The organism is Mycolicibacterium parafortuitum (assembly GCF_010725485.1).
Classification (GTDB): domain Bacteria; phylum Actinomycetota; class Actinomycetes; order Mycobacteriales; family Mycobacteriaceae; genus Mycobacterium.
This window is the reverse complement of the sequence record NZ_AP022598.1, coordinates 4,878,591-4,904,463: the sequence shown is the minus strand read 5'-3', so window position 1 is coordinate 4,904,463 and position 25,873 is coordinate 4,878,591. Positions and strand designations below refer to the sequence as shown.

Here is a 25,873-nt window from a genome sequence, read left to right as displayed (position 1 = left end):
CGTGGGCCGTTTTCCAGGCGATTCGGCGGACGAACCCGAAGAGCGCGAGGTGTCGCCGGCGCTGACCGTCGGCGAAGGCGACGTCGACGCGAGCCTGCGTCCGCGGTCGCTGGGGGAGTTCATCGGGCAGCCGCGGGTGCGTGAGCAGTTGCAGCTGGTCCTCGAGGGTGCCAAGAACCGCGGCGGGACACCCGACCACATCCTGCTGTCCGGTCCGCCCGGGCTGGGCAAGACGTCGCTGGCGATGATCATCGCCGCCGAACTCGGTTCCTCCCTGCGGGTCACGTCGGGTCCCGCGCTGGAACGCGCCGGTGATCTGGCCGCGATGCTGTCGAATCTGATCGAGGGCGATGTGCTGTTCATCGACGAGATCCACCGCATCGCGCGGCCCGCCGAGGAGATGCTCTACCTGGCGATGGAGGACTTCCGGGTCGACGTCGTCGTCGGCAAGGGCCCTGGGGCGACGTCGATCCCGCTGGAGGTGGCGCCGTTCACCCTGGTCGGGGCGACCACCCGGTCAGGCGCGCTGACCGGGCCGCTGCGGGATCGTTTCGGCTTCACCGCCCACATGGACTTCTACGATCCCGCCGAGCTGGAGCGTGTGCTGGCCCGCTCGGCAGGCATCCTCGGTATCGACCTCGGCGCCGAGGCCGGTGCCGAGATCGCCCGTCGGTCCCGGGGCACGCCGCGCATCGCGAACCGGCTGTTACGCCGGGTCCGCGACTACGCCGAGGTGCGCGCGGACGGGGTGATCACCCGCGACATCGCCAAGGCCGCGCTGGAGGTCTACGACGTCGACGAACTCGGCCTCGACCGTCTCGACCGCGCGGTGTTGTCGGCGCTGACCCGCAGCTTCGGCGGCGGACCCGTCGGGGTGTCCACGCTCGCGGTGGCCGTCGGTGAGGAGGCCACCACCGTCGAGGAGGTGTGCGAGCCGTTCCTGGTGCGTGCCGGGATGATCGCGCGAACCCCGCGCGGCCGGGTCGCCACGGCGCTGGCATGGAAACATCTCGGAATGACCCCGCCTGCCGGGGCCGTAGGCCTCGGGCAGACGGGGCTGTTCGACTGACAGAAGGTGGGCACATGCTGACAGCGGGTCTGATCGTGGCGGTCCTGGCTGCCGTCCTGCACGGCTACATCTTCGTGATGGAGTCGCTGACCTGGACCTCCCCCCGCACCCGGGCCGTGTTCGGGATGACCGCCGAGGAGGCCGAGAGCACCCGGCTGCTGGCCTTCAACCAGGGGTTCTACAACCTGTTCCTCGGCATCGTCACGGTCATCGGCGTGCTCGCCGCGTTCAGCGGAGCGACGGCGGTCGGGGTCGCGCTGGTGTTCGCCGGCGTCGGATCGATGCTCGCCGCGGCGGTCGTGCTGGTCGCATCGGCGCGGGACAAGGCCCGCGCCGCGGTGTCCCAGGGACTGTTTCCATTCCTCGCGATCGTGCTGTTGGTGCTCGCCCTCACGCTCTAGCGTCCGGCCCGGGTTACCGGCGCGACAGTCTGGGTATGCGCTGGGTATCGACCGAGGAGGACCCGATGGACGATACGACCCCCCAAACTACGGCGACCCGGACTATGGCGACCCGGACTCGCCGGGGCACGATGCAGATTCCACGGAGCCGGGGCGCGGTCAGCGGCCTGCTCATTGTGGCACTGGGCGTCTGGGGTGCCTTGGTGCCCTTCGTGGGACCGTTCTTCGATTTCGCGTTCAGCCCGGACCGACCGTGGGCATGGACCACCGGGCGCGGCTGGCTGCAGGTGCTGCCCGGTCTGGTGGCGGTCGTGGGCGGGCTGCTGCTGTTCGTGTCCCGTAACCGGGCCACCGCGATGCTGGGCAGCTGGATGGCGCTCGTCGCCGGCGCCTGGTTCGTCGTCGGACGCGCGGTGGCCGGACCGCTCGGTCTCGGCAGCGCGGGGGAGCCCGTCGCCGCCACCGAGGCGCAGCGCGTGTGGCTCGAACTGACCTACTTCTCCGGACTCGGCGCGCTGATCATCTTCCTGGCGGCGCTGGCCGCCGGCCGCTTGTCCGTGCGTACCGCCCGCGACATCGCCTACCGCGAGGCGCACCGGGATGCGCCTGCGGTCGTCGCCGACCCGGCGCCCGTCGCGGCCGACACCCGGCCGTGGGAGAAGAACTCCGACGATGCGGTGACCGAACCGGTGCGCCGACGCCCGTTGTTGTTCGGGCGGCGACGCCGCGACACGCACAACACGCTGCCGGTCTGAGAGTTGCCGGGCTGAGCGTCCGGCTACAGAATCCCGAGCAGCTCCAGATCCGTCACGTACTTCACGATGATCTGCCGGGTCACATGCGGGATGTCCTTGTCCGGACCGATCTTCGCGTCCTGCACCGCCTTGCGGAAGTGTTCTGTCGGTGCGAGTGAGCCCCGCAGCGGAGTTTCCGGGTGCTGGTAGTTGTGCAACAACGGCAACAGTGACGCCTGCCGCTGTCGTTCCGGCAGCGCGTTGATCGCGGCGGTGAAACGCTGCAGCCAGGTGTCGTAGTCGCCGACCCGGTGCACCGGGTAGCCGGAATCGATCAGCCAGTCGACGTATTCGTCGAGGCCGATGCCGTCGTCATACGGATTCATCACGTGGTAGGTCTCGAAACCGGTCGGGGAGTCGTCGGCCACGTCGGCGCCGAGCGTCGAGATCGCCTCGGCGATGAATTCGACTGGGAGGCCGTCGTAGTGCGCTCGTTGGCGGTGTCCGGCGGGATCGAGCTGATAGAACGAATCCGGTGCGACACCGGTGGCGACCAGGCTGAGGATCAGGCGGGTGAACATGTCGGGCACGTTGAGCTGCCCGGCATAGCTCGTGTCGGCCAGGATCATGTCGCAGCGGAACACCGCCACCGGCAATCCACACAGGTCGTGGGCCTCCCGCAGGAGTACCTCGCCGGCCCACTTGCTGTTGCCGTACCCGTTGGCATACGAGTCGTCGACCTGCCGGGTCGGGCTGATCTCGCGGATGTCCCCGTCCTCGGTGAACCGGTCCGGTGCGACGCCCGCGCCGACCCCGATCGTGGAGACGTAGACGTAGGGCTTCTGCCGGGTGGTCAGCGCCACCCTGATCAGTTCGGCGGTGCCGACCGCGTTCGGCCCGAACAGTTGGCTGTAGGGCAGCACGTGGTTGACCAGCGCCGCGGGGTCGACGATGAGGTCGACGGTGTCGGCGAGGCGCTGCCAGGTGTCGCGGTCGAGCCCGAGGTCGGGCTCACCCTTGTCCCCGGCGATGACCTGCAGGTGATCGGCGGCCAGCCGGCGGTAGTGCTCCGTCAGTGCCGGGTCGCCGCTGTCGAAGGTGCGGTCCAGCCGATCCCGCGCTGCCGCATCGTCTTTCGCGCGGACCAGACAGATCAGCGTGCCGCCGACCAACGCCAGTCGCTGCAACCACTCCAGGGCCAGGTAACGGCCCAGGAAGCCGGTCGCGCCGGTGAGCAGCACCGTCCGCACCTCCGGCCTCGGGCCCGGAATGCCGGGTGCCTGAGCCAGGGTCGTCGCGTCGAGGAACTTGTCCAGCGTCAGGTCGCGGGCGTGCACCTCGGACGCGTCGCGCCCGTGCACCGACGCGAACGTGGCCCGCCCCGAGGAGTTCTCGCGCTCGGTGTCGATGAACGATGCCACGGCAGCCAGATCGGTGGCCGGGCTGACGATCACGCCGACCGGGACGTCGACGTCGAAGATGTCGTGCAGCAGATTCGCGTAGGTCAGCGCGGACAGCGAATCCCCGCCGAGGTCGGTGAAGTGCGCATCGGACCGCAGATCCCCTGCGGCGGTGCCGAGCAGTGCCGCCGCGGCGCGGCTCACCGTCTCCAGTGTCGGGCGCCGGGCGCCGTCGCGGCGCAGCGCGCGCAACTCGTCTTCCTGTCCGTCGGCCAGTTCGGAGTACAGCGCCTCCAGGCGTGCCCCGTAGTGGTCCTTGAGTCGCGGTCGGGCCAGCTTACGGATGCCGGTGAGCAGGCCGTTCTCCAGCGTGAACGGTGTGGTCTCGATCAGGAAGTCCCGCGGGATCTCATAGGACTGCAGATCCGCGGCCTTAGCGATCCGCTGGAGTGATTCTGCGACAACGCTTTTCACATCCTCTCCGGCCAGTGCCGCCTCGGTCGGCACCACCACCGCGAGCAGGTAGGACCGGGCGCTGTTGCCGTACAGGTAGATCTGGCGGATGACCGGGCTGTCACCGAACACCGCTTCGAGCTTGGACACGGTGACGAACTCGCCCTGCGACAGTTTGAGCACGTTGTTTCGCCGGTCCAGATAGGCCAGCTGGTCGGGGGCGAGCTCGGCGACCACGTCTCCGGTGCGGTAGTACCCGTCCTCGTCGAACATCTCGGCGGTGATCTCCGGCCGCTTGTAGTAGCCGGGAAACAGGGTGTCGGACTTGACGAGAAGCTCACCGCGCGGATGCGGGCGGTCGGTGCGGAAGTACCCGAGATCCGGGACGTCGACGAGTTTGTAGTCGAGCACCGGGGGACGCTGCACCTGGCCGTCGACGAACACCGCGCCGGCCTCGGTCGAGCCGTAGCCGTCGGTCAGGTGCAGGTCGAGGAACTCCTCGACGAACGCCCGCAACTCGGGCGACAGCGGTGCCGATCCGGTCATCGCCAAAAGGTAGCGGCCACCGAGCATGCGGTGGCGAAGTTCGGCGAACACCGCCTCCCGCTCGCCGGGGCGACGGTCGAGCTCCTTGGTGACCTCGGCGACGATGGTGTCCCAGATCCGCGGCACGAACGACAGCTGCGTCGGCCGGACCAGCGCCAGATCCTCCAGGAACGTCGAAAGATCGCTCCTGGCCGCGAAATACGCGGTGCCGCCGGAGCCGAGCGTGCCGTAGAGCAGCATGCGCCCCATCACGTGGCTCATCGGCATGAAGTTCAGGGTGATCGACGGGTGGCTACCGCGTTCGCCCCAGTTCATCCGGTTGGACGGCCGCCACGCGTTGGCCACCAGGCGCTCGGTGTACATCGCTCCCTTGGGCGCACCGGTGCTGCCCGAGGTGTAGATCAGCAGCGACAGCGGGTCGGGGCCGGGGGACACGTGCGGCGGCCCCGCAGGTTCCGCGGGAGCGCTGTCGATGAGCTCGGCCAGCGTCACCACACTGATCGGGCTGCCCACGTCCTGAAGGCGCCGTTTCGCGGCGTCGACCCTCTCGCGGTGGGCGTCGACGCGGGACAGCAGGTCGAAGACGACCAGCCGGCGCACCCAGGGTGCACCCAGCGCGAGTTCGACGGCGTCGTCGAGGTAGTCGACGGCGGAGAAGATCACCACCGGCTCGGTTTCGGCGATGATCGGTTTCAGTGAGGTGACCGGCGCCGCGGTCTGCAGCGGGACGGCGACGGCGCCGCGTACCGGCAGGGCGATGTCGATGACCGCGTAGTCGACGCTGGTGAATCCGAGCACCGCGACGCGGTCTCCGGGTGACACCTCGGTCAGTGCGTCGGCGACGGCGTGGACGCGGCGCGACAGCTCGCCGTAGGTCATCGTGTCGAACTCGGGCAGCAGTTCGGTGGTGGTCCGCCCGTCGTGCCGGTCGGTGGTGTAGCGCACGGCGCGCTGGGCCAGCGCGGGACGATCGGCGTAGCCGTCCAGCACGGTCTGTATGACATCGGGCAGCCGGATTCCGGGGGCCTCGATCGCCGCGGTGACGGCCGGCGACGGTGCCGCCGCGGCGAACTGGGTGTCGTGGGCGAGCAGATCGGCGATGCGGCGTTCGAACCGCTGTTCACGGGTATCGGTAGACATTTCGCGTCCTCGAGAAAGGCATTCGGATGAGGGACGGCGCGGCGTTGCGTCTACCGCGAACTACGTTAGTGAAGCTAAATGTATTCCGTTCTTCGGCCGTCGCGGGCTGCCAATCGACTGTGGGTCTGCTTCGTCCGCGCTGAAGGTGCAGGTCGGCCGTCACACCTACCGCCGCGGCGTTATCCGCGCCACAATCCCGCGGCGGGGCAAGCGATTTGGCGAAGCCGCTGGCTAGCCTGGGTTCCCGTGGACCCACGAAAAGACGCGCCGCGAAAAGACGACGTGGCCGCCCTCGTCCTCGGCCCCCGGCTGAGCGCGATGTGGGCCGCGGTCGGCGCGCCGGTGCGGGACTGGTGGCTGCTGTCGCGGTGGACCGAACGCCTCGCCGACCCGGCGGCGCGCGAGGCGCTGGGTGCCTATTTCGACGTGCTCGTGGCGCAGCGTTGCGTGCACCCCGGTGACGACCTGGTATCGGATCTGATCGACCACGATCTCGACGGCGGCGGTCTGACCGCCGACGAGATCCGGGCCGTCCTCGTCGATTTCGTCCGAGCGGTCGCTCAGCCGGTGTAGGCCATCACGTGCTTGATGCGCGTGTAGTCCTCCAGGCCGTACATCGACAGATCCTTACCGTGGCCGGACGACTTGAACCCGCCGTGCGGCATCTCGGCGACCAGGGGGATGTGGGTGTTGATCCACACGCAGCCGAAGTCCAGCGCGTTGGACACCCGCAGCGCACGTGACACGTCCTTCGTCCACACCGAGGACGCCAGGCCGTATTCGACGCCGTTGGCGTAGCCGATCGCCTGCTCCTCGTCGGTGAAGGTCTGCACCGTGATCACCGGGCCGAAGATCTCCTGCTGGATCAGCCTGTCGTCCTGGCGCAATCCGCCGATCACCGTCGGCTCCACGTAGAAACCCTTGTCGCCCTGACGGTTTCCACCGGCGGCGACGTCGGCGTGGGACGGCACGTCGGACAGGAAGGACAGCACCCGCTCCAGTTGATTGGCGTTGTTGACCGGCGGGACCCAGGCGTCCTCGTCGCCGGCGGGACGCCCGAACGTCGTCGTCGCACCCTTGGCCTGCTCGGCCAGCGCGGCCGTGAGATCCGCGGCGATCGACGCCGACGCGAGCACCCGGGTGGCCGCCGTGCAGTCCTGACCGGCGTTGAAGTAGCCCGCCGTGGCGATGCCCTCGGCCGCGGCGGACAGCTCGGCGTCGTCGAACACGATCACCGGCGCCTTGCCGCCCAGTTCGAGATGGGTGCGCTTGAGGTTGCCGCCGGCGCTGACCGCGACGGCCTTGCCCGCGGCCACCGAACCGGTGATCGCGACCATCTCCGGGGTCGGGTGCGCGACCAGGTTGGCGCCGGTGACCCGGTCGCCGGTCACGACGTTGAGCACGCCGGCCGGAAAATGCTTGGCGGCCAGTTCGGCCAGCATCACCGTGGTGACGGGGGTGGTGTCGCTCGGCTTGATCACCACGGTGTTGCCTGCGGCGATGGCCGGGCAGATCTTCCAGATCGCCATCATCATCGGGTAGTTCCACGGTGCCACCTGGCCGATGACGCCGACGGGTTCGCGCCGGATCCACGAGGTGTGGTCGGCCATGTACTCGCCGGCCGACTTGCCCTCCAGCACCCGGGCCGCCCCCGCGAAGAACCGGATCTGGTCGACCATCGGGGGGATCTCCTCGACGGCGGTGACGTGGTTGGGCTTGCCGGTGTTGCGGCCCTCGGCCGCGACGAGGGCGTCGGCGTTGCGCTCCACCTCGTCGGCGAAGTCGAGCAGCGCCTTCTGCCGCTGCGACGGGGTGGTCTTCTTCCACTCCTTGAACGCCGCGGACGCGGCCGCGTACGCGTTGTCGATGTCCTGCTCGTTGGAGACCGGGGCGGTGCCGTACTTCTCGCCGGTGCTCGGGTCGATCAGCGGCATGGTCGCCCCGCTGGTCGAGTCGACGAGCTCGCCGCCGATGAAGTTCTTGACGGTGGTCATGGGTTCAGCTCCTTACTTACAGGTCGCGCAGGATCAGTTCGAGGATGTCGAGGCCTTCGAGCAGCAGTTCGTCGCTGATCGCCAGCGGCGGCAGGAAGCGCAGCACGTTGCCGTACGTGCCACACGTCAGCACGATCACGCCGGCCTGGTGCGCGGCGGTGCTGAGCTTCTTGGCCAGCTCGGCGTCGGGTTCGGTGGTGCCCGGCTTGACCAACTCGACGGCGATCATCGCGCCGCGCCCGCGCACATCGCCGATGCGGTCGTCCTCGGCCTGCAGCCGGTGCAGCTTGTCCTTCATCAGTGACTCGATCTGCCTGGCACGCGCGACCAGGTTCTCGGACTCGATGGTCTCGATGGTGGCCAGCGCCGCCGCGCACGCCACCGGGTTGCCGCCGTAGGTTCCGCCGAGCCCGGACACGTGCGGGGCGTCCATGATCTCGGCGCGGCCGGTCACCGCCGACAGCGGCATGCCGCCCGCGATGCCCTTCGCGGTGACGATCAGGTCGGGCACCAGCCCATCAGGTCCCTCGTGCTCGCAGGCGAACATCGCACCGGTGCGCGCGAAGCCGGTCTGCACCTCGTCGGCGATGAACACGACGTCGTTGGCGCGGCACCAGTCCAGCAGCGTCGGCAGGAAACCCTCGGCGGGAACGATGAAGCCACCCTCGCCCTGGATCGGTTCGATGATGACCGCGGCGAGGTTGTCGGCGCCGACCTGTTTGTCGATCACGGTGATCGCGCGGCGGGCCGCCAGCTCACCGTCGGTGGCCATCTCCTTGCCGCCGAACTCCGCGTCGCGGTACGGATACGACAGCGGCGCCCGGTAGACCTCCGGCGCGAACGGGCCGAACCCGTGCTTGTAGGGCATCGACTTCGCGGTCAGCGCCATGGTCAGGTTGGTGCGGCCGTGGTAGGCGTGGTCGAACGACACGACCGCCTGCTTGCGGGTGAAGGCGCGCGCGATCTTGATCGCGTTCTCCACCGCCTCGGACCCGGAGTTGAACAACGCCGAGCGTTTGTCACCGTCGCCGGGGGTGAGGCGGTTCAGCGCTTCGGCCACCGCCACATATCCCTCGTAGGGGGTGACCATGAAGCAGGTGTGGGTGAACTCAGCCGCTTGGGCGGCCACCGCCTCGACCACGCGCGGGGAGGCGTTGCCGACGGTCGTGACCGCGATGCCCGACCCGAGGTCGATCAGCCGGTTACCGTCGACGTCCTCGACGATGCCGCCGAACGCCCGTGCCGCGTAGACGGGCATCGTGGTCCCGACCCCACGTGACACGGCCGCATTCTTGCGTTCGATCAGTGCCGCGGAGCGGGGGCCGGGGATTGCGGTGGCGAGGTGGCGGCTCTGTTCGAGAGCGCTCACAGGAAAACCTCCTACGGACCCATAGAGAAATGGAGTTCGACGAATGCCGGGTGCGGTCCGAGCCTAGCCGCTTCGGCCACCGATCCGTAGATGGCCGGGGTGATTGATGCCGGAATCGTCGCTACTGGGGTGTGAACGCAACGAAATTCGTTGCGATCTGGGCATCCGGGTGTGCGGCGGGGCCCGCCCCACGGACCCCGCCGCCAGGGCCGTCGGTCCAGAGTCGACCCCGGGGGCATCGCCGGAACGTGCCGCAATGGCACACTGGACACCTGAGTCCTTCGGGACGGGCTTCCGCCGCGGGCGGTCAGGGAGCTCTGAGAGACAACATCGCCCCCAAGAAGAATCTGAAACGTAGAGAGACGCTGTCGCCATGGATCTGGTCGTATTCCTGCCCCTGCTCATCATCATGGGCGCCTTCATGTACTTCGCATCCCGGCGGCAGAAGAAGGCGATGCAGGCCACCATCGACCTGCACAACTCGCTGCAGATCGGTGACCGCATCCACACCACGTCGGGCCTGCAGGGGACCATCACCGGGATCGGCGACGACTACGTCGACGTCGAGATCGCCCCGGGTGTGGTGACGACCTGGATGAAGCTCGCGGTGCGTGACCGCATCGTCGACGACGTCGAGGACATCGACGACGAGGCCGCCACCGACCTGGAGTCGACCGGCACCGAGATCACGGATCGTCCGAACTTGAACAAAGACTGACGGCTGAAATCTCAGCGGCAGCACGTACTCTTTGCGGTGCTGACGACCTGATCTCGAGGAGACCCTGAAACGTGGCATCGTCTTCGACGGTTCACCCTGCCCGCTACCTGGGCCTGTTCCTGGTGTTGCTCATCGGCGCCTACCTGCTGGTGTTCTTCACCGGGGACAAGAAGCCCGACCCCAAGCTGGGCATCGACCTGCAAGGTGGCACGCGCGTCACCCTGACTGCGCGTACGCCTGACGGTTCGGAGCCGTCGCGCGATGCGCTGATCCAGGCCCAGCAGATCATCGGCGCCCGCGTCGACGGCCTCGGTGTGTCCGGGTCCGAGGTGATCATCGACGGCAACAACCTCGTGATCACCGTGCCCGGCGACGACACCAGCGAGGCCCGCAGCCTTGGCCAGACCGCCCGGTTGTACATCCGGCCGGTGGTGCACGCGATCCCGGCCGTCCAGCCGGGACAGGAGAACACCCAGCCCGACGGGCTCCTGCCGGGTGAGGTCCCCGGGCTGCCTGGCGGCGCCATCCCCGGCATGCCGCCCGGGGCGATCCCGGGTATGCCTCCCGGCGCGATCCCGCAGATGCCCGCCGAAGGCCCCGAGCCGGGTGCGCCCGGCGCCCCGGTCGAACCCGTGGCGCCCGCGCCGCAGCCGCGCCCGTTCCCGCAGCAGCCCGCGCCGCCGGCTCCCGAGCCGACGCCTGCCCCCGAGCCGCCCGCCGAGCCGGGCGCCGCTCCCGCGCCGGGTGCCCCGCCGCCTGCGCCTGCCGACGAGCAGAAACTGCCGCTCTCCGAGCAGATCAAGCAGGAGAAGATGCGGCGGCAGAGCAGCGACCAGATGATCCAGATCCTGGCGATGCAGCTGCAGGCGTCGCAGTGCGGTCAGGAAGACGTGCTCGCCGGTAACGACGATCCGAACCTGCCCCTGATCACCTGTTCCCAGGACGGCACCCAGGTGTACCTGCTGGACAAGTCGATCATCGCCGGCGAGGAGATCGCCAACGCGACGTCCGGGCTCAACCAGCAGGCCGGTGAGTTCGTCGTCGACCTGGAGTTCAAGAGCCAGGGCGCCAAGACCTGGGCGGACTTCACCGCCGCCAACGTCGGTGTGCAGACGGCCTTCGTGCTCGACTCGAAGGTGGTCAGCGCACCGGTCATCAACGAACCGATCCCGGGTGGGAAGACGCAGATCACCGGGCGCTTCACCCAGGACTCCGCCCGCGAGCTGGCCAACGTGCTCAAGTACGGATCGCTGCCGCTGTCGTTCGAGTCGTCGGAGGCCGAGACCGTGTCGGCGACGCTCGGGCTGTCGTCGCTGCGCGCGGGCCTGATCGCCGGCGCCGTCGGGTTGGCCGCCGTGCTGCTGTACGCGCTGCTGTACTACCGGGCCCTCGGTGTGCTGGTCGCGCTGTCGCTGGTCGCCTCAGGCGCAATGGTGTTCGCGATCCTCGTGCTGCTCGGGCGGTGGATCAACTACACGTTGGACCTGGCGGGTATCGCGGGTCTGATCATCGGTATCGGTATGACGGCGGACTCGTTCGTGGTGTTCTTCGAACGCATCAAAGACGAGATCCGGGAGGGCAGGTCGTTCCGGTCGGCGGTGCCCCGCGGTTGGGCCCGCGCCCGCAAGACCATCCTGTCGGGCAACGGCGTCACGTTCCTCGCCGCGGCCGTGCTGTACTTCCTCGCGGTCGGCCAGGTGAAGGGCTTCGCGTTCACGCTGGGACTGACCACGATCCTGGACGTCGTCGTCGTGTTCCTGGTGACCTGGCCGCTGGTGTTCATGGCGTCGAAGTCGTCGCTGTGGGCCAAGCCGTCGCTCAACGGGCTGGGGGCCGTCCAGCAGATCGCACGCGAACGCCGAGCGGCCGCGAACGCGGCGGGACGGGGATAGACCTATGGCGACACGTAACCGCGCCGACGTCGAATCGGGCGCCATCGAGGCCCCCGACCTGGAATCGTCGGGCACCGAAGCGGTCAAGCACGGATTCTTCGTCCGGCTCTACACCGGTACCGGCGCGTTCGAGGTCATCGGCAAGCGCAAGCTCTGGTACGCGGTCAGCGGCCTGATCGTGGCGGTGTCGATCGGCGCGATGCTGATCCGGGGCTTCACGTTCGGCATCGACTTCGAGGGCGGCACCAAGGTGTCGTTCCCGCGTAGCGATGTCTCCGCGACCACCCAGCAGGTCGAGACCGTGTTCAACGACACGATCGGCAACCCGCCCGAGTCGGTGGTGGTCGTCGGCAGCGGCGACTCCGCGACATTCCAGATCCGGTCGGAGACCCTCGACAACGACCAGATCGTCGCGCTGCGTTCGGCGCTGTTCGAGCAGTTCCAGCCGAAGGGGCCGGACGGGCAACCCAGCGAGCAGGCGGTCAGCGATTCCGCGGTGTCGGAGACCTGGGGTGGCCAGATCACCCAGAAGGCGCTGATCGCGCTGGTGGTGTTCCTGGTGCTGGCGGCCATCTACATCACCGTGCGTTACGAGCGCTACATGGCGATCGCCGCGTTGGCGACGCTGCTGTTCGACCTCGTGGTGACGGCGGGCGTCTACGCGCTGGTCGGTTTCGAGGTCACCCCGGCCACGGTGATCGGCCTGCTGACCATCCTCGGCTTCTCGCTCTATGACACCGTCATCGTGTTCGACAAGGTCGAGGAGAACACCGAGGGGTTCGAGCACACCACCCGCCGCACCTTCGCCGAACAGGCCAACCTCGCCGTCAACCAGACGTTCATGCGGTCGATCAACACCAGCTTGATCTCGGTGCTGCCGATCATCGCGCTGATGGTGGTCGCGGTGTGGCTGCTCGGTGTCGGCACCCTGATGGACCTCGCGCTGGTCCAGCTGGTCGGCGTCATCGTCGGCACCTACTCGTCGATCTACTTCGCCACCCCGTTGCTGGTCAGCCTGCGCGAGCGCACCGACGTGGTCCGCAAGCACACCCGGCGGGTGCTCAACCGGCGCCAGACTGCCGCGGCGCGGGCCGCGGGCCTGGACGTCTCGGACGAGGACGACGCGGGCACGGTCGACGCGGGCACTGCCGACGGCGAGCCTGTCGCCGCGGCCGCCCGGCCGTCGGCGCCTGCCGCGGACAAGCCCGCGCCGGGCGCGCGCCCGATCCGGCCGACCAGCAGTCGGACCGGACGCCCATCGGGTAAGCGCACCCCGCGGAACCGATAGGCGATGGCTCGCCGTTGGCGCGCGCTGGCAGCGCTGCTCGCCCTCACGGGCGGCCTCGGGCTGACCTCGTGCGCGGAAGGAACCGCGGACTCGGTCGACTACGCCATCGACGGTGCGTTGACCACTTACAACACCAACACCGTCGCGGGCGCCGCATCCGGCGGTCCGCAGGCGTTCGCGCGGGTGCTCACCGGATTCAACTACCACGGCCCGGACGGGCAGATCGTCGGTGATCTCGACTTCGGCGCCATCTCGGTGGTCGGGCGCAGCCCGCTGATCCTGGACTACGAGATCAAGCCCGAGGCCGTCTACTCCGACGGCAAACCGATCACCTGTGACGACATGGTGCTCGCGTGGGCGTCGCAGTCCGGCAAGTTCCCGATGTTCGACGCCGCCAGTCGCGCCGGCTACACCGACATCGCGACCGTCGACTGCGCGCCGGGGCAGAAGAAGGCGCGGGTCTCCTTCGCGCCGGAGCGCGCGTTCACCGATTACGGTCAGCTGTTCACCGCGACCTCGATGATGCCGTCGCACGTCATCGGTGACGTCCTGGGCCTCGGTGACGGGGCGGTCACCCGGGCGCTGCTCGACAACGACGTTCCGGCCGTGGAGCGCATCGCCGCGGTGTGGAACTCGACCTGGAACCTGACGCCCGACCTGGACCTCAAGAAGTTCCCGTCCTCGGGCCCGTACAAGCTGGAGTCGGTCACCGACGAGGGCGCCGTGGTGCTGGTGGCCAACGACAAGTGGTGGGGTGCGCCGCCGATCACGCCACGGATCACCGTGTGGCCGCGCAGCCCGGAGACCCAGGACCGGGTCAACGAGGGCGCCTACGACGTCGTCGACATCGCGGCGGGGTCGTCAGGCATGTTGAACCTGCCCGACGACTACGTCCGTAGCGATACGCCGTCGGCCGGTGTCGAGCAGTTGATCTTCGCGCCCCAGGGCCCGCTGGCCGCCGTGCCCGCCCGCCGGGCGGTGGCGCTGTGCACGCCGCGTGACGTGATCGCGCGCAACGCCGAGGTGCCGGTGGCCAACGTCCGGCTCAACGCCGCGACCGAGGACGCCTACACCGGCGCCGAGGCCACTCCGCAGGTCAACGAGTTCGCCGTCGCCAACCCGGATGCGGCCCGCGACGCGCTCGACGGGCGGCCGCTGACCGTGCGGATCGGCTACCAGTCACCCAATGCGCGGCTCGCGGCGACCGTCGGCACCATCGCGAAAGCTTGCGCGCCGGCCGGGATCACCGTCGAAGACGTCTCGGCCGCCGACACCGGACCGCTGTCGTTGCGGGACAACAAGATCGACGTGCTGATCGCCGCGACCGGGGGAGCGGCGGGCAGCGGCTCGACCGGCTCGTCGCTGATGGACGCCTATACGTTGCACAGCGCCAACGGCAACAACCTGCCCCGCTACCGCAACGAGCGCATCGACGCGATCATCTCGACGCTGGCGGTGACCTCCGATCCCAAGGAACTCGCGCGGCTGCTCGGCGAGGCAGGCCAGATCCTGTGGGGCGATATGCCGACAATGCCGCTGTACCGTCAGCAACGGACACTGCTGACCTCGACGAAGATGTTCGCGGTGACGGGCAATCCGACGCGATGGGGAGCGGGATGGAACATGGACCGGTGGAAGTTGAGCAAGTGAGCGTCGACGACAGCTCGGACATCTCCGAGGTGATCCGGGCCCTGATGCGCGAGGTGCCCGACTTCCCGGAGCCGGGTGTCCAGTTCAAGGATCTGACGCCGGTGCTGGCCGACGCGTACGGGCTGGCCCGGGTGAGCAAGGCGATCGCCGACAGTGCCCGCGGCGCCGACCTGATCGCCGGGGTGGACGCGCGCGGCTTCCTGCTCGGCGGTGCGGTCGCGATAACGCTCGGGATCGGGGTGCTCGCGGTGCGCAAGGGTGGCAAACTGCCGCCGCCGGTGCTGGGCCAGACCTACACCCTCGAATACGGCTCGGCCACCCTCGAAGTGCCCGCCGACGGGGTCGAGCTCGCTGGCCGCTCCGTCGTGGTGATCGACGACGTGCTCGCCACCGGGGGCACCCTGGCCGCGACCTACCAGCTGCTGACCAGGGCCGGTGCGAACGTGACCGGGGCCGTGGTGATGATGGAGCTCACCGAGCTCGGCGGACGGGCGGCGGTGGATCCGCTCGAGGTCACCAGCCTGTACACCGTCTGAGCGGGATATCCTTCGAAGAGCACAGACCGGAGGTGAACATGGCCGACAAGGTTCGCACGAACCCGGGGTCCGGCCAGGCTGTGCAGACACCCGCCCCGGCCGCCGTGTCCAGCCCGGAGACGCAGCCGATGGAGGTCGTCAAGCCGGCCCCGACCAGCGCGTCGCGGCGCGTGCGGGCCCGGCTGGCGCGCCGGATGACCTCGCAGCGCAGTGCGATCAACCCGGTGCTCGAGCCGCTGGTCGCGGTGCACCGGGAGATCTACCCCAAGGCCGATCTGACCTTGCTGCAGAAGGCCTATGAGGTCGCCGAGCAGCGGCACGCCGATCAGCTGCGCAAATCCGGGGATCCGTACATCACCCATCCGCTGGCGGTGGCCAACATCCTCGCCGAGCTCGGCATGGATACCACGACGCTGATCGCGGCGCTGCTGCACGACACCGTCGAGGACACCGGCTACACGCTGGAGGCGCTGACCGCCGAGTTCGGCGTCGAGGTCGGTCACCTCGTGGACGGCGTGACCAAACTGGACAAGGTCGCACTGGGTTCGGCCGCCGAGGGCGAGACCATCCGCAAGATGATCATCGCGATGGCGCGCGATCCGCGCGTGCTGGTGATCAAGGTCGCCGACCGGCTGCACAACATGCGCACGATGCGCTTCCTGCCGCCCGAGAAGCAGGCGCGCAAGGCCAAAGAGACGCTGGAAGTCATTGCGCCCCTTGCGCACCGGCTGGGTATGGCAACGGTCAAATGGGAGCTCGAGGATCTGTCGTTCGCGATCCTGCACCCGAAGAAATACGAGGAGATCGTGCGGCTGGTCGCCGACCGGGCACCGTCACGCGATACCTATCTGGCCAAGGTGCGCGCCGAGATCACCGCCACGCTGAACGCGTCGAAGATCAACGCGACGGTCGAGGGCAGGCCGAAGCATTACTGGTCCATCTACCAGAAGATGATCGTCAAAGGCCGTGACTTCGACGACATCCACGATCTCGTCGGCGTCCGGATCCTGTGCGACGAGGTACGTGACTGCTATGCCGCGGTCGGCGTGGTGCACTCGCTGTGGCAGCCGATCGCCGGGCGGTTCAAGGACTACATCGCCCAGCCGCGGTTCGGGGTGTACCAGTCGCTGCACACCACCGTCGTCGGCCCCGAGGGTAAGCCGCTGGAGGTGCAGATCCGCACCATCGACATGCACAAGACCGCCGAGTACGGCATCGCGGCGCACTGGCGCTACAAAGAGGTCAAGGGGCGCAACGGTTTACCGGCGGGCAGTGCGGCCACCGAGATCGACGACATGGCCTGGATGCGGCAGCTGCTGGACTGGCAGCGGGAGGCCGCCGACCCGGGGGAGTTCCTGGAGTCGCTGCGTTACGACCTTGCGGTGCAGGAGATCTTCGTGTTCACCCCGAAGGGGGATGTGATCACGCTGCCGACCGGGTCGACCCCGGTGGACTTCGCGTACGCGGTGCACACCGAGGTCGGACACCGCTGCATCGGCGCCCGGGTCAACGGCCGGCTGGTCGCGCTGGAGCGCAAACTCGAAAACGGGGAAGTGGTCGAGGTTTTCACCTCGAAAGCTCCGAACGCGGGTCCCTCGCGGGACTGGCAGAGCTTCGTCGTGTCGCCCCGGGCGAAGGCCAAGATCCGGCAGTGGTTCGCCAAGGAGCGCCGCGAGGAGGCGCTGGACTCCGGTAAGGAGGCCATCGCCCGTGAGGTGCGCCGCGGCGGACTTCCGTTGCAGCGCTTGATGAATGGCGAGACCATGGCCGCCCTGGCGCGCGAGTTGCGCTATACCGACGTGTCGGCGCTCTACACCGCGGTCGGCGAGGGTCACGTGTCGGCGCGCCATGTGGTGCAGCGGCTGCTGGCGCAGCTCGGCGGCGACGACGAGGCGGCCGACGAGATCGCCGAGCGGTCCACCCCGGCGACCATGCCGGTGCGGCAGCGCACCAGCGAGGACGTCGGTGTCGCGGTGCCCGGCGCGCCAGGCGTGCTGACCAAGCTCGCCAAGTGCTGCACGCCGGTGCCCGGCGACAACATCATGGGCTTCGTCACCCGTGGCGGCGGGGTCAGCGTGCACCGCACCGACTGCACGAATGCCGCATCGCTGCAACAACAGTCCGAACGCATCATCGAGGTGCAGTGGGCGCCGTCGCCGTCCTCGGTATTCCTGGTCGCGATCCAGGTCGAGGCGCTGGACCGGCACCGGCTGCTGTCAGATGTCACGCGGGTGCTCGCCGACGAGAAGGTCAACATCCTGTCGGCCTCGGTGACGACGTCGAACGACCGGGTCGCGATCAGCCGATTCACCTTCGAGATGGGTGACCCCAAGCACCTCGGCCATGTGCTCAACGTGGTGCGGAATGTGGAGGGCGTGTACGACGTCTACCGCGTCACCTCCGCGGCCTGATCACCAACTGCGCGAGCAGACACAAACTCGCGTGTCCTTGCAGCGTGTCGTGCGAGTTTGTGCCTGCTCGGTGACGAAAGAACTAGTCGAGCTGGATCTTCTTGACGGTTGTCGCAAGGGCGGGCGGGCCGTCGGGGCCCCCGCCGTCGACGCCGGCTTCGGCGATCTTGTCCAGAGTCGCCAGCCCGGTGTCGTCGATCTTGCCGAACACCGTGTACTGCGGGGGCAGCTGCGAGTCCCGGTAGACGAGGAAGAACTGGCTGCCGTTGGTGCCCGGGCCGGCATTGGCCATCGCGAGTGTGCCTCGCGGGTAGACGACGGGTTCGCCGAGCTTCGGGTCGTCGGGCTGGAACTGGTCGGTCGGGTACTCGTTGGCGAACTCGTAGCCCGGGCCGCCGGTGCCTTCGCCGGTCGGGTCGCCGCACTGCAGCACGCCAAGCGAATCGCTGGTGGTCAGCCGGTGGCAGGGGGTGTCGTTGAAGTAGCCCTGCTGGGCCAGGCTGGCGAAGCTGTTGACCGTGCACGGGGACTTGCCGTTGTCCAGCAGCAGTCCGATGTTGCCCTGGTTGGTCTCCATGCTGGCGCTGACCTCGGCGGGGTCCGTCGGCACCTTGCCGGTGCGCGGCGGGTTGTTCGGCTTGCTGGCCGCCTCGGCCGCCTTCGGGTACTGGCAGTTGCCGCCCAGGCCCTCGGCTGCGGTGAACTCGGGCAGTGCGCCCGCCTGCGGCGGCGGCGGTACGTCGAACGGCGAGGACGTCTGCGTGGTGCTGGTCGACGCGGAGGCGGTCTGGCTGCCCGAATCGCGGTTGACGAGCACGATCGTCGCGACGACGGCGGCGACGACGAGAACCGCCCCGACCGCGGACCCGATGATCGTGTACTGGCGGCGCTTGCGTTCGCGTTCTGCCCGATGCTCGAGCTGACGCTCCAGCTTGCGCTTGGCAGTTGCACGCCGTTGTTCGTTCGTCGGCACGGCCGGTGTCCTCCTTGGCAGTCGTTCCGGTCGGGTCCGAGTGTGCCAGTTGCCGCTGAGTGCGAGCGCGCGACCCTCGCGAACAGGGCGCCGACCTGGGCATGGGAAGCTGGAGAGCGTGTTGATCACCGGATTCCCGGCCGGCATCCTGGCATGCAATTGCTATGTGCTGGCCCCGCGGCAGGGCGCCGACGCGATCGTCGTCGACCCGGGTCAGCGGGCGATGGGTCCGCTTCGCCGGATCCTCGACGAGAACCGCCTGACGCCGGCGGCGGTGCTGCTGACACACGGCCACATCGACCACATGTGGTCGGCCCAGAAGGTGTCCGACACGTTCGGGTGCCCGACCTACGTCCATCCGGCCGACCGGTACATGCTCACCGATCCGATCGGCAGCCTCGGGCAGGGTTTCCTGGCCGGGCTGGGACGGCTCGCGCTGAGCCCGGTGTTCCGGGAACCCAAGCAGGTGCTCGAACTCGATCGCGACGGCGACAAGATCGAGCTGGGCGGCGGCATCACCGTCGTCGTCGACCACACCCCGGGCCACACCAAGGGCTCGGTGGTGTTCCGGGTCGAGCAGGTTCATCAGCGGGTCGCGTTCACCGGTGACACGCTGTTCCGGTCATCGGTGGGCCGCACCGACCTGCCCGGGGGCAGTGGGGCCGACCTACTGGAGTCGATCGTGACCAAGCTGTTGGTGCTCGACGACGACACTCTGGTACTACCGGGGCACGGTGAGCGCTCCACCATCGGCATCGAACGCCATACCAACCCATTCCTCGAAGGTTTGACTCCGTGACTGACTCGTTCAAGGCGCCCAAAGGCGTCCCCGACTACTTCCCGCCCGATTCGGCCGAATTCGTCGCGGTGCGCAACGGGTTGCTCGCGGCGGCGCGGCGCGCGGGCTACGGCGACATCGAGTTGCCGATCTTCGAGGACACCGCGTTGTTCGCGCGCGGCGTCGGCGAGTCCACCGACGTGGTCTCCAAGGAGATGTACACGTTCGCCGACCGCGGCGAGCGTTCGGTGACGTTGCGGCCGGAGGGCACCGCGGGCGTGATGCGCGCGGTGATCGAGCACGGTTTGGACCGCGGTCAGCTACCCGTCAAGCTCTGCTATTCGGGACCGTTCTTCCGCTATGAGCGGCCGCAGGCCGGGCGGTACCGGCAACTGCAGCAGGTCGGGGTGGAGGCGATCGGCGTCGACGATCCGGCGCTGGACGCCGAGGTGATCGCGGTGGCCGATGCGGGCTTCCGCGCGCTCGGGCTCGACGGGTTCCGGCTGGAGATCACCTCGCTCGGTGACGACACGTGCCGGCCGCAGTACCGCGAGCTGCTGCAGGAGTTCTTGTTCAAGCTGGACCTCGACGAAGAAACGCGGACGCGGGCGACCATCAACCCGCTGCGGGTACTCGACGACAAGCGTCCGCACGTCAGGGAGATGACCGCCGACGCGCCGGTGATGCTCGACCACCTCTCCGATGCCGCCAAGGAGCACTTCGACACGGTGCTGGCGCATCTGGACGCGATGTCGGTGCCTTATGTGATCAACCCGCGGATGGTGCGCGGGCTGGACTACTACACCAAGACGACGTTCGAGTTCGTCCACGACGGGCTCGGCGCGCAGTCCGGGATCGGCGGTGGTGGCCGCTACGACGGTCTGATGGCCCAGCTGGGCGGGCGTGATCTGTCCGGGATCGGGTTCGGCCTCGGGGTGGACCGCACGCTGCTGGCGCTGCGTGCCGAGGGCAAGACGGCGGGAGAGTCCGCGCGCGTGGACGTCTATGCCGTCCCGTTGGGGGCGGAGGCGAAGAAGCGACTCGCGGTGCTTGCCGCGCAGCTGCGCGCCGCGGGCGTGCGTGTCGACGTCGCCTACGGCGATCGCAGCCTCAAGGGCGCGATGAAGGGCGCCGACCGCTCCGGCGCGTCGATCGCACTGGTGGCCGGTGAAAGGGACCTGGAGGCGGGAACGGTCGGCGTGAAGAGCATGACCACCGGCGAGCAGGTCGATGTCGCTACCGAAAGCGTTGTGGCAGAAGTAATCTCGCGACTATCCTAGGGCGCCGGCCGCATGGCCGGATCCGCGTCACCCCGGCACCGCGAGCGCGCGTGTCTGCCCGGCGCCACTCCGTGTCGGCCACGCAAGACCGCGCGCTCGCCGTCGGTGGGTGGTGAGTTTTGTTGTCAGAGAAGGGCGTCTGGCATCCCCTGTCACATTTGAGGCCCAAATAGGACCCGGATCTCGGTGCGTCGGCCGGGCATGGTGGCTATCGACTGGTCCAAATGCATGCCGACGCAGGGTGAATCCAGGCGAACTTGCAGTCGGTGGCTCAACCATGCTGGCGGAAGCGGACATCTGGCACAGGCTTTCATGTTTTCTAACGGAAACTAGGCAGCCGGCCAGCAAACTGAGCAACCGCTCAGCATATTGCTTGAAGTTAACGTCCATTCGGATCGCTTTTGTATTGTCAATTGTGTTAATTTAGCCAGCGCGAGCGCCGTCCCACCCCGGGGCGGCGTGCTTCGCGTCAGATGCCCTGGTGGTCAGGGGATCCGGTCGATCGAGTGCGGCCCGGCGTCCCCAGGTCGTTTTGCTGAGGGTGTGCGGCGCGGGGCGAGGAGTCGACACCTCGGGTGTGACTGAGCAAAGGAGCTGCATTGGCCGCTGCGAGTCCGCGGAAGCCGCGCCGGACGTCTGGCCGCCACCGCAAGTCCAGCCATCATGCGCAGTGGTTGCGGGCCGGTGCGGTCGGGTTCGGTCTGGCGGCAGCCATCATCAGCGGCCAGGGTGTGGCGTCCGCGGACACCGACGACACATCGGCGTCGCGGGACAGCAGTGCTTCCGAGGCCAGTGGCAAGCGGAGCAGCATCGCCGGTCGCCCGAGCGCGGGACCGGACCAGGGCGAGTCGTCATCGCCCGCCGATGGTGCGGGAGACGACAGCGGCGACCAACCCGCGGGCGGCGACGATGACGACGCGGGCAGCGCCGAACTCGACCTCGACGATGAACTCGTCGAGGAAGAGGAACTCGTCGACGACGAGCAGGAATCGCAGACGCCGGTAGACGACGACCTGCCGTCGGACACGTCCACCGACGACGGTGAGAACTCGACCCCGTACCAGAAGCCCGATGCGGCCGGGCGGTCCTCGGCGGCGACCGGCTCCGGTACGCCCGCCCCCGCCTCCGAGCCCGAGTCTGAGCAGACCGGCGACACGCCCGCATCGGAGACGCCTGCAGGCGACACCGACGACGAGTCCGACCCCACCGAAACGCCAGACGATTCCGCAGAGTCACCCGCCGATTCCGACGATTCCGAGGACGGCGAGGAACTCCCCGAAGAGGTCAAGGCTGCAGTCCGCGAATGGGTCGACAAGATCCTGAGGTCGATCGGCCGCGCTCCGGTCGACGGCCAACCAGCTGCACCGGTCTCGCTGGACGAAGTGCTGCAGGGTCTGTGGCTGAGTAACCGCAACAACCAGACGAGTAGGTCGTTCTCGGAGTTCATGGAAGGCCTGGGCGAGCGCATGCTCGGCCAGGGCGCGGTGTCGGTCGGCTGGATTCCGGTTGTCGGGTCGGTCATGTACGGCGCCAATTTCCTCAGCAACCTCGGTGCGTTGAGCGCGGCCATCAAGCGCGGTGACAGCGCCGACATCGCCGACGAACTCCGGGATCTCGGACGGGATCTGATCGGGATGATTCCGATCGTCGGTGCGCCGACGGCGGCACTGCTCTACGAAATGGAGATGTCTGCCGCCGAACTGGCGTCCGCCAGCACTGCGGGGGCCGGCGCCGCTGCGTCCCAGCGCATGTCGGCGGTGGCGATGGCGGCGCTGGCTGCGCCTCCGGTGGGATCGCCGGAGCACTTCCTGGCGGTCCTGCAGCGGGCCGTCACCCGGTTGGCGACCTGGCCCGGCACACCTCGGAACTTCGTCGACATCACGAACTACCAAACGGACCGGACCCTCGACGCGGCCGACGACCAGCTCGACGGCATCGTCGCGAACACACCGCCGGGAAGTGCGGCCAGCTGGGTTCCCGACGCGCAGAGCCTCTTCGGACTCTTCTTGATCTCGGCCATCCCTGGCTACACCTTCTCGGACACTCTCAACGCGATGGGTGATTTCCTCAACCGCGTGGTTCCGCCGTTCAAAATCGCCGATGGTGCGGGCACACTCGACATCATCTCGCCCTACAAGATCATGGGTGCTGCGGTGGTCGGCGCGGCAACGCTGTTGAAAGACATGATGAATGGGATCTACGACCCGGTTCAGTGGGAGATCAACATCATCAAGGCGACCACTGGAGCTACCGTCACGGCAGCGGACCTGCAGGACTTCGATGCGCTCGCTCTCAAGGTCGTAGGAGGAATCCTGGGCGACGGCGGGGCCTTCACGCATCCGGAGAGGGCCTGGAACATCACGCTTCCCACCTGGACCGAGGCGCAGGTGAACCCGTACACGGTCGGCACCTACGTCGCGCTGGTCGGCCTCTACAAGCGGTTCCAGGAAATGGCCACGCTGACGACGTTCACCACCTGGACGACGTACGACAGTTGGCACTACAAGAACGCTTTGGGCATGTACGCGGCCGGAACGTTCCACGCGGTCGACCCCGACGGCGGCTCGATCGTATTCCGTGCCGATGGCACGCTCGGCAAGACGTACACCACCGAGGGCAATGCGTTGGTGACCATCAACACCACCGGCGGTGGTTTCACCTACACCCCGCCGGCGCTGTGGGATCCCAAGGTTCAAAACGACGCATTCTTCCACCGGGGCACCTCGGAGAACCCGGAGGAGAGGTTCGACTGGGTCACCGTGGAGGCGTACTCCGCCGACGGCGTCCCCTACAACATCCGAGTGGGAATCGAGATCCTCCCCGGGTCGAACGCCGTCCCAGTCCACACCGGTACCCAGAACCTGGGCACCGATGCGTTGGGCGTGTTCAAGGGCAAGATCACCGCGACCGACTCCGACGGCGACCCGTTGAAGTACTACCTCGTCGAATCGTCGGTCAACGGTCTGAGCGGAAACTCCGCCTACACCAAGAACGGCGCCGGTAACGGCGGCATCGTCACGCTCAACGAGAACGGTGAGTTCACCTACGTGTCGAATGCGACGGCCGGGGCGAACCAGAGCTTCCAGGTGCGGATCAACGACGGCCACCACGGCAACACCGTCGTCACGATCACGGTGCCCAACACCACCACCATCACCCCGGCCAACCCGAACACCGCGACGCAGTACTACTACAGCGGGACGGTGCCGAACTCGACCAACAAGCCCGGAACGTTCGTCAGCTACACGCTGAGCGGTACCCCGGCGAAGGGCACGGTCACGTCGTTCAACCCGACCACCGGCGCCTTCACCTACCACCGCAACGAGAGCCTGGGGCACAGCGCGACCGCCAACGACGTGGTGACGGTCATCGCCACCACCGCCGACGGTCGCCAGGTCACGCTGCATCTGAACGTGCTGCCGTCGGTGCCCAACACCGCGCCGACGCTGACGTTGACCACATCGCCGACGGTCGGCACGCTCAACGGCACCACGCAGACCAGCACGGGCAAGTTCACGTACTTCGACGCCGACGGCGACGCGCCTATCTGGCCGACGAATGTGACCAGCTCGCGCGGCGGCACCGTCACCATCGCCGCCGACGGTACGTTCACCTACACGAGCAACCTCACCGTGGCCCAGCGCCACGCGGTGGCCCGGATCGGGGCCGCGGGCAGCACCTTCAACGGCGTTGCGCTCAACGCGTGGGAGGACGCCTTCACGGTGACCGTCTCCGACGGGTTCGGTGGCACTGCCACGCAGACGGTGAAGGTGCCGATCTACGCGATCAACGCCAATCCCACGCTGAGCGTGCCGGGCTTGACGTGTGGGTTCGGTGTCTGCTCCGTGACCATCACGACGACGGACCCGGACGGCGACAATCTCAGCGGCAGCTTGAACTCGTCGAACAACGGCACCGGCTCCCCCTGGTACACCCTCAGCAGGGGCTCGGTCACCGCCAACTCGGGCAACGGGCACACCATGAGCTGGACCGGCAACAGCAACGGCGCCGGCACCCAGCAGACCGGTGTCAACAGGTACACCGTCTACGACGGCTACTACCGCGTCACCAACGGCGTCGTCGACTCCAGCTACTTCGCCCGTGCATGGGTCGAGTGGAATGGCACGAGCAGGAGCTTCGGGAACTAGGACTGCTGCGCCGCGTTCGATCACGTTGCGGCCCTTTGTAGTCCGCGGTATCGATGGCCCGTGGCCGTCCACCGCGTGACCCTCGGCGTAACGGTGGGCGATCTGGTCGGACGGTTGCGGGATCACCGCGACGATCCCGCGACGGCGCAGCTCAGCGACGGATGGCGCGGCTGGAGTACGCCTTGTCGCCGCGCACTCGGTCGGGTCGGGTGCGCGCCGACTCGCCGCGGAGCACCGGTACCCGCAGATGAGCCAGTACGTGTTCGATAACCGGCGCGTCGTTGGCCTGTGGTCGGGCGGCTCGATGCGCAGATTCGTGTAGTTCGACCCAGCCCCCTGCGTGGCGAGTGAGCCGCGTCCCAGGTGCCGTCAGCGCTCATCCGGCGATGCGCCTCGGGAACATGACGCCAGGCGATTCCACATAGGTACCGGTAGATGATGCCTTCCACCATTGACCGAGCATTCCGAAAAGGCCTGCCTCGCTTACCCGTCGGAGCAGGTAGCAGATCTTCGGCCGACGATCACTGCTCATCGGAGAGCAACTGAAACCGCGCTCATCATCGCGCGGTCGAAATTGGTTGCGTAGCAAGGCTTCACAGCGATTCGCTGGTAGCGTCGCTTGGGGCCGAACCCCGTCATGGTTGGGGCTGGCGGATCCCATTCGAGTCCGCGCCGAGGGGTTGCCGAAGTCCTCGAATCGCTCTCGGCCGGCGTGCCGGACAGGCGCGCCTACTCGATCGCGTCAGAAGACCGGCGGTGGAGGAAAGCTTTGCGTAGGGCTTTGCGAGCCCCACCGTCAATGACAGCGATGACGGCTGTCCTGCCTCCCTCTCCGCCACGTTATTTGCCAAAAATCCCTGGTTGGGAATCGGACGCGCGCGTGGATGTCGTCAAGGCTGTGCCTGCACGGGATGGCGGAGACTCAAAGCCTCGGTAGGCGTTGGCTGCCTCGCGCCGAGCTATTGAATGCAATGCACTGCGCCGGTTTGGCAGGTTGGGCGCGCCCGGCGGCAATGAACGCAATCGCCGCAGGTAGGGCTCGTAAGCATGTTGATTACCGCGAATTGGCCGGAAGGCGTCCGCACGCCAGATT

Annotated in this window: 17 protein-coding genes; 13 read left to right on the top strand and 4 right to left on the bottom strand. The window is 68.0% G+C overall.

The features are described 5' to 3' along the window. Nucleotide 1 precedes the first annotated feature (1 nt). The 3 genes from ruvB (at nucleotide 2) to NTM_RS23025 (ending at nucleotide 2,225) form a co-directional block, all read left to right on the top strand. Nucleotides 2-1,069, top strand: a complete 1,068-nt coding sequence (ruvB, locus tag NTM_RS23035; protein WP_104865518.1) for a Holliday junction branch migration DNA helicase RuvB — start codon at nucleotides 2-4, stop codon at nucleotides 1,067-1,069. A gap of 14 nt (nucleotides 1,070-1,083) precedes the next feature. After that, the gene (locus NTM_RS23030) at nucleotides 1,084-1,470 is read left to right on the top strand and encodes a DUF1304 domain-containing protein (protein WP_104865517.1); all 387 of its coding nucleotides are present in this window, start codon (nucleotides 1,084-1,086) and stop codon (nucleotides 1,468-1,470) included. A 104-nt stretch (nucleotides 1,471-1,574) separates the two neighbouring features. Next, entirely contained in the window at nucleotides 1,575-2,225 is a 651-nt protein-coding gene (locus tag NTM_RS23025; protein WP_163768155.1) for a hypothetical protein, read from the top strand. Nucleotides 2,226-2,248: 23 nt separating this feature from the next. Here the strand turns inward: NTM_RS23025 and car are convergent, their stop codons facing one another. Then, nucleotides 2,249-5,743 carry a carboxylic acid reductase gene (car, locus tag NTM_RS23020; protein ID WP_163768152.1) on the bottom strand — a complete coding sequence of 1,165 codons (3,495 nt, stop codon included), beginning with the start codon at nucleotides 5,741-5,743 and terminating at the stop codon, nucleotides 2,249-2,251. Between the two features lie 246 nt (nucleotides 5,744-5,989). Here car and NTM_RS23015 point away from each other — a divergent pair, with 246 nt between their 5' ends. After that, a complete protein-coding gene (locus NTM_RS23015; RefSeq protein WP_232079816.1) occupies nucleotides 5,990-6,316 on the top strand; it encodes a cytochrome P450 in 327 nt (108 codons plus the stop codon). Here the strand turns inward: NTM_RS23015 and NTM_RS23010 are convergent. Further along, nucleotides 6,304-7,737, bottom strand: a complete 1,434-nt coding sequence (locus NTM_RS23010) for a gamma-aminobutyraldehyde dehydrogenase (RefSeq protein WP_163768150.1) — start codon at nucleotides 7,735-7,737, stop codon at nucleotides 6,304-6,306. The two genes, NTM_RS23015 and NTM_RS23010, sit on opposite strands and share 13 nt — an antisense overlap. Before the next feature lie 16 nt (nucleotides 7,738-7,753). Then, nucleotides 7,754-9,106, bottom strand: coding sequence for a 4-aminobutyrate--2-oxoglutarate transaminase (gabT, locus tag NTM_RS23005; RefSeq protein WP_163768146.1), 1,353 nt, complete (start codon nucleotides 9,104-9,106; stop codon nucleotides 7,754-7,756). 373 nt (nucleotides 9,107-9,479) lie between these two features. Here gabT and yajC point away from each other — a divergent pair, with 373 nt between their 5' ends. The 6 genes from yajC to NTM_RS22975 all read left to right on the top strand — a co-directional run bounded on the left by yajC (nucleotide 9,480) and on the right by NTM_RS22975 (nucleotide 17,601). After that, on the top strand, nucleotides 9,480-9,824 hold the full coding sequence (gene yajC / locus NTM_RS23000) for a preprotein translocase subunit YajC (protein WP_104865513.1): 345 nt from the start codon (nucleotides 9,480-9,482) through the stop codon (nucleotides 9,822-9,824). A 71-nt stretch (nucleotides 9,825-9,895) separates the two neighbouring features. Continuing rightward, the gene (secD, locus tag NTM_RS22995) at nucleotides 9,896-11,716 is read left to right on the top strand and encodes a protein translocase subunit SecD (RefSeq protein WP_163768143.1); all 1,821 of its coding nucleotides are present in this window, start codon (nucleotides 9,896-9,898) and stop codon (nucleotides 11,714-11,716) included. A gap of 4 nt (nucleotides 11,717-11,720) precedes the next feature. Then, a complete protein-coding gene (gene secF, locus NTM_RS22990; protein WP_163768140.1) occupies nucleotides 11,721-13,004 on the top strand; it encodes a protein translocase subunit SecF in 1,284 nt (427 codons plus the stop codon). Between the two features lie 3 nt (nucleotides 13,005-13,007). After that, on the top strand, nucleotides 13,008-14,654 hold the full coding sequence (locus NTM_RS22985; RefSeq protein ID WP_104865510.1) for an ABC transporter substrate-binding protein: 1,647 nt from the start codon (nucleotides 13,008-13,010) through the stop codon (nucleotides 14,652-14,654). Continuing rightward, nucleotides 14,621-15,190 (top strand): adenine phosphoribosyltransferase, encoded by a 570-nt coding sequence (locus NTM_RS22980; protein WP_435405106.1) that lies wholly within the window; start codon nucleotides 14,621-14,623, stop codon nucleotides 15,188-15,190. The genes NTM_RS22985 and NTM_RS22980 overlap by 34 nt, the downstream gene beginning before the upstream one ends. Before the next feature lie 38 nt (nucleotides 15,191-15,228). Next, nucleotides 15,229-17,601, top strand: coding sequence for a RelA/SpoT family protein (locus NTM_RS22975; protein ID WP_104865508.1), 2,373 nt, complete (start codon nucleotides 15,229-15,231; stop codon nucleotides 17,599-17,601). Nucleotides 17,602-17,683: 82 nt separating this feature from the next. On the opposite strand, the gene NTM_RS22970 is transcribed toward NTM_RS22975, so the two are convergent. Beyond that, entirely contained in the window at nucleotides 17,684-18,574 is an 891-nt protein-coding gene (locus NTM_RS22970) for a peptidylprolyl isomerase (protein ID WP_104865507.1), read from the bottom strand. Between the two features lie 118 nt (nucleotides 18,575-18,692). Between NTM_RS22970 and NTM_RS22965 the strand changes: the two genes are divergently transcribed. The 3 genes from NTM_RS22965 to NTM_RS29030 all read left to right on the top strand — a co-directional run bounded on the left by NTM_RS22965 (nucleotide 18,693) and on the right by NTM_RS29030 (nucleotide 24,780). Continuing rightward, nucleotides 18,693-19,373 (top strand): MBL fold metallo-hydrolase, encoded by a 681-nt coding sequence (locus tag NTM_RS22965; RefSeq protein ID WP_104865506.1) that lies wholly within the window; start codon nucleotides 18,693-18,695, stop codon nucleotides 19,371-19,373. Then, nucleotides 19,370-20,632, top strand: a complete 1,263-nt coding sequence (hisS, locus tag NTM_RS22960; RefSeq protein WP_163768136.1) for a histidine--tRNA ligase — start codon at nucleotides 19,370-19,372, stop codon at nucleotides 20,630-20,632. Before NTM_RS22965 ends, hisS begins: the two co-directional genes overlap by 4 nt. A gap of 599 nt (nucleotides 20,633-21,231) precedes the next feature. Further along, on the top strand, nucleotides 21,232-24,780 hold the full coding sequence (locus tag NTM_RS29030; RefSeq protein ID WP_163768133.1) for an Ig-like domain-containing protein: 3,549 nt from the start codon (nucleotides 21,232-21,234) through the stop codon (nucleotides 24,778-24,780). Nucleotides 24,781-25,873: the final 1,093 nt, after the last annotated feature.

Bases quoted from the DNA above. Each gene is read 5' to 3' on its own strand.
- NTM_RS23030 (WP_104865517.1), top strand. From the start codon at position 1,084: ATGCTGACAGCGGGTCTGATCGTGGCGGTCCTGGCTGCCGTCCTGCAC.
- NTM_RS23025 (WP_163768155.1), top strand. From the start codon at position 1,575: ATGGCGACCCGGACTCGCCGGGGCACGATGCAGATTCCACGGAGCCGG.
- car (WP_163768152.1), bottom strand. From the start codon at position 5,743: ATGTCTACCGATACCCGTGAACAGCGGTTCGAACGCCGCATCGCCGAT.
- NTM_RS23010 (WP_163768150.1), bottom strand. From the start codon at position 7,737: ATGACCACCGTCAAGAACTTCATCGGCGGCGAGCTCGTCGACTCGACC.
- yajC (WP_104865513.1), top strand. From the start codon at position 9,480: ATGGATCTGGTCGTATTCCTGCCCCTGCTCATCATCATGGGCGCCTTC.
- secF (WP_163768140.1), top strand. From the start codon at position 11,721: ATGGCGACACGTAACCGCGCCGACGTCGAATCGGGCGCCATCGAGGCC.
- NTM_RS22985 (WP_104865510.1), top strand. From the start codon at position 13,008: ATGGCTCGCCGTTGGCGCGCGCTGGCAGCGCTGCTCGCCCTCACGGGC.
- NTM_RS22980 (WP_435405106.1), top strand. From the start codon at position 14,621: ATGGAACATGGACCGGTGGAAGTTGAGCAAGTGAGCGTCGACGACAGC.
- NTM_RS22975 (WP_104865508.1), top strand. From the start codon at position 15,229: ATGGCCGACAAGGTTCGCACGAACCCGGGGTCCGGCCAGGCTGTGCAG.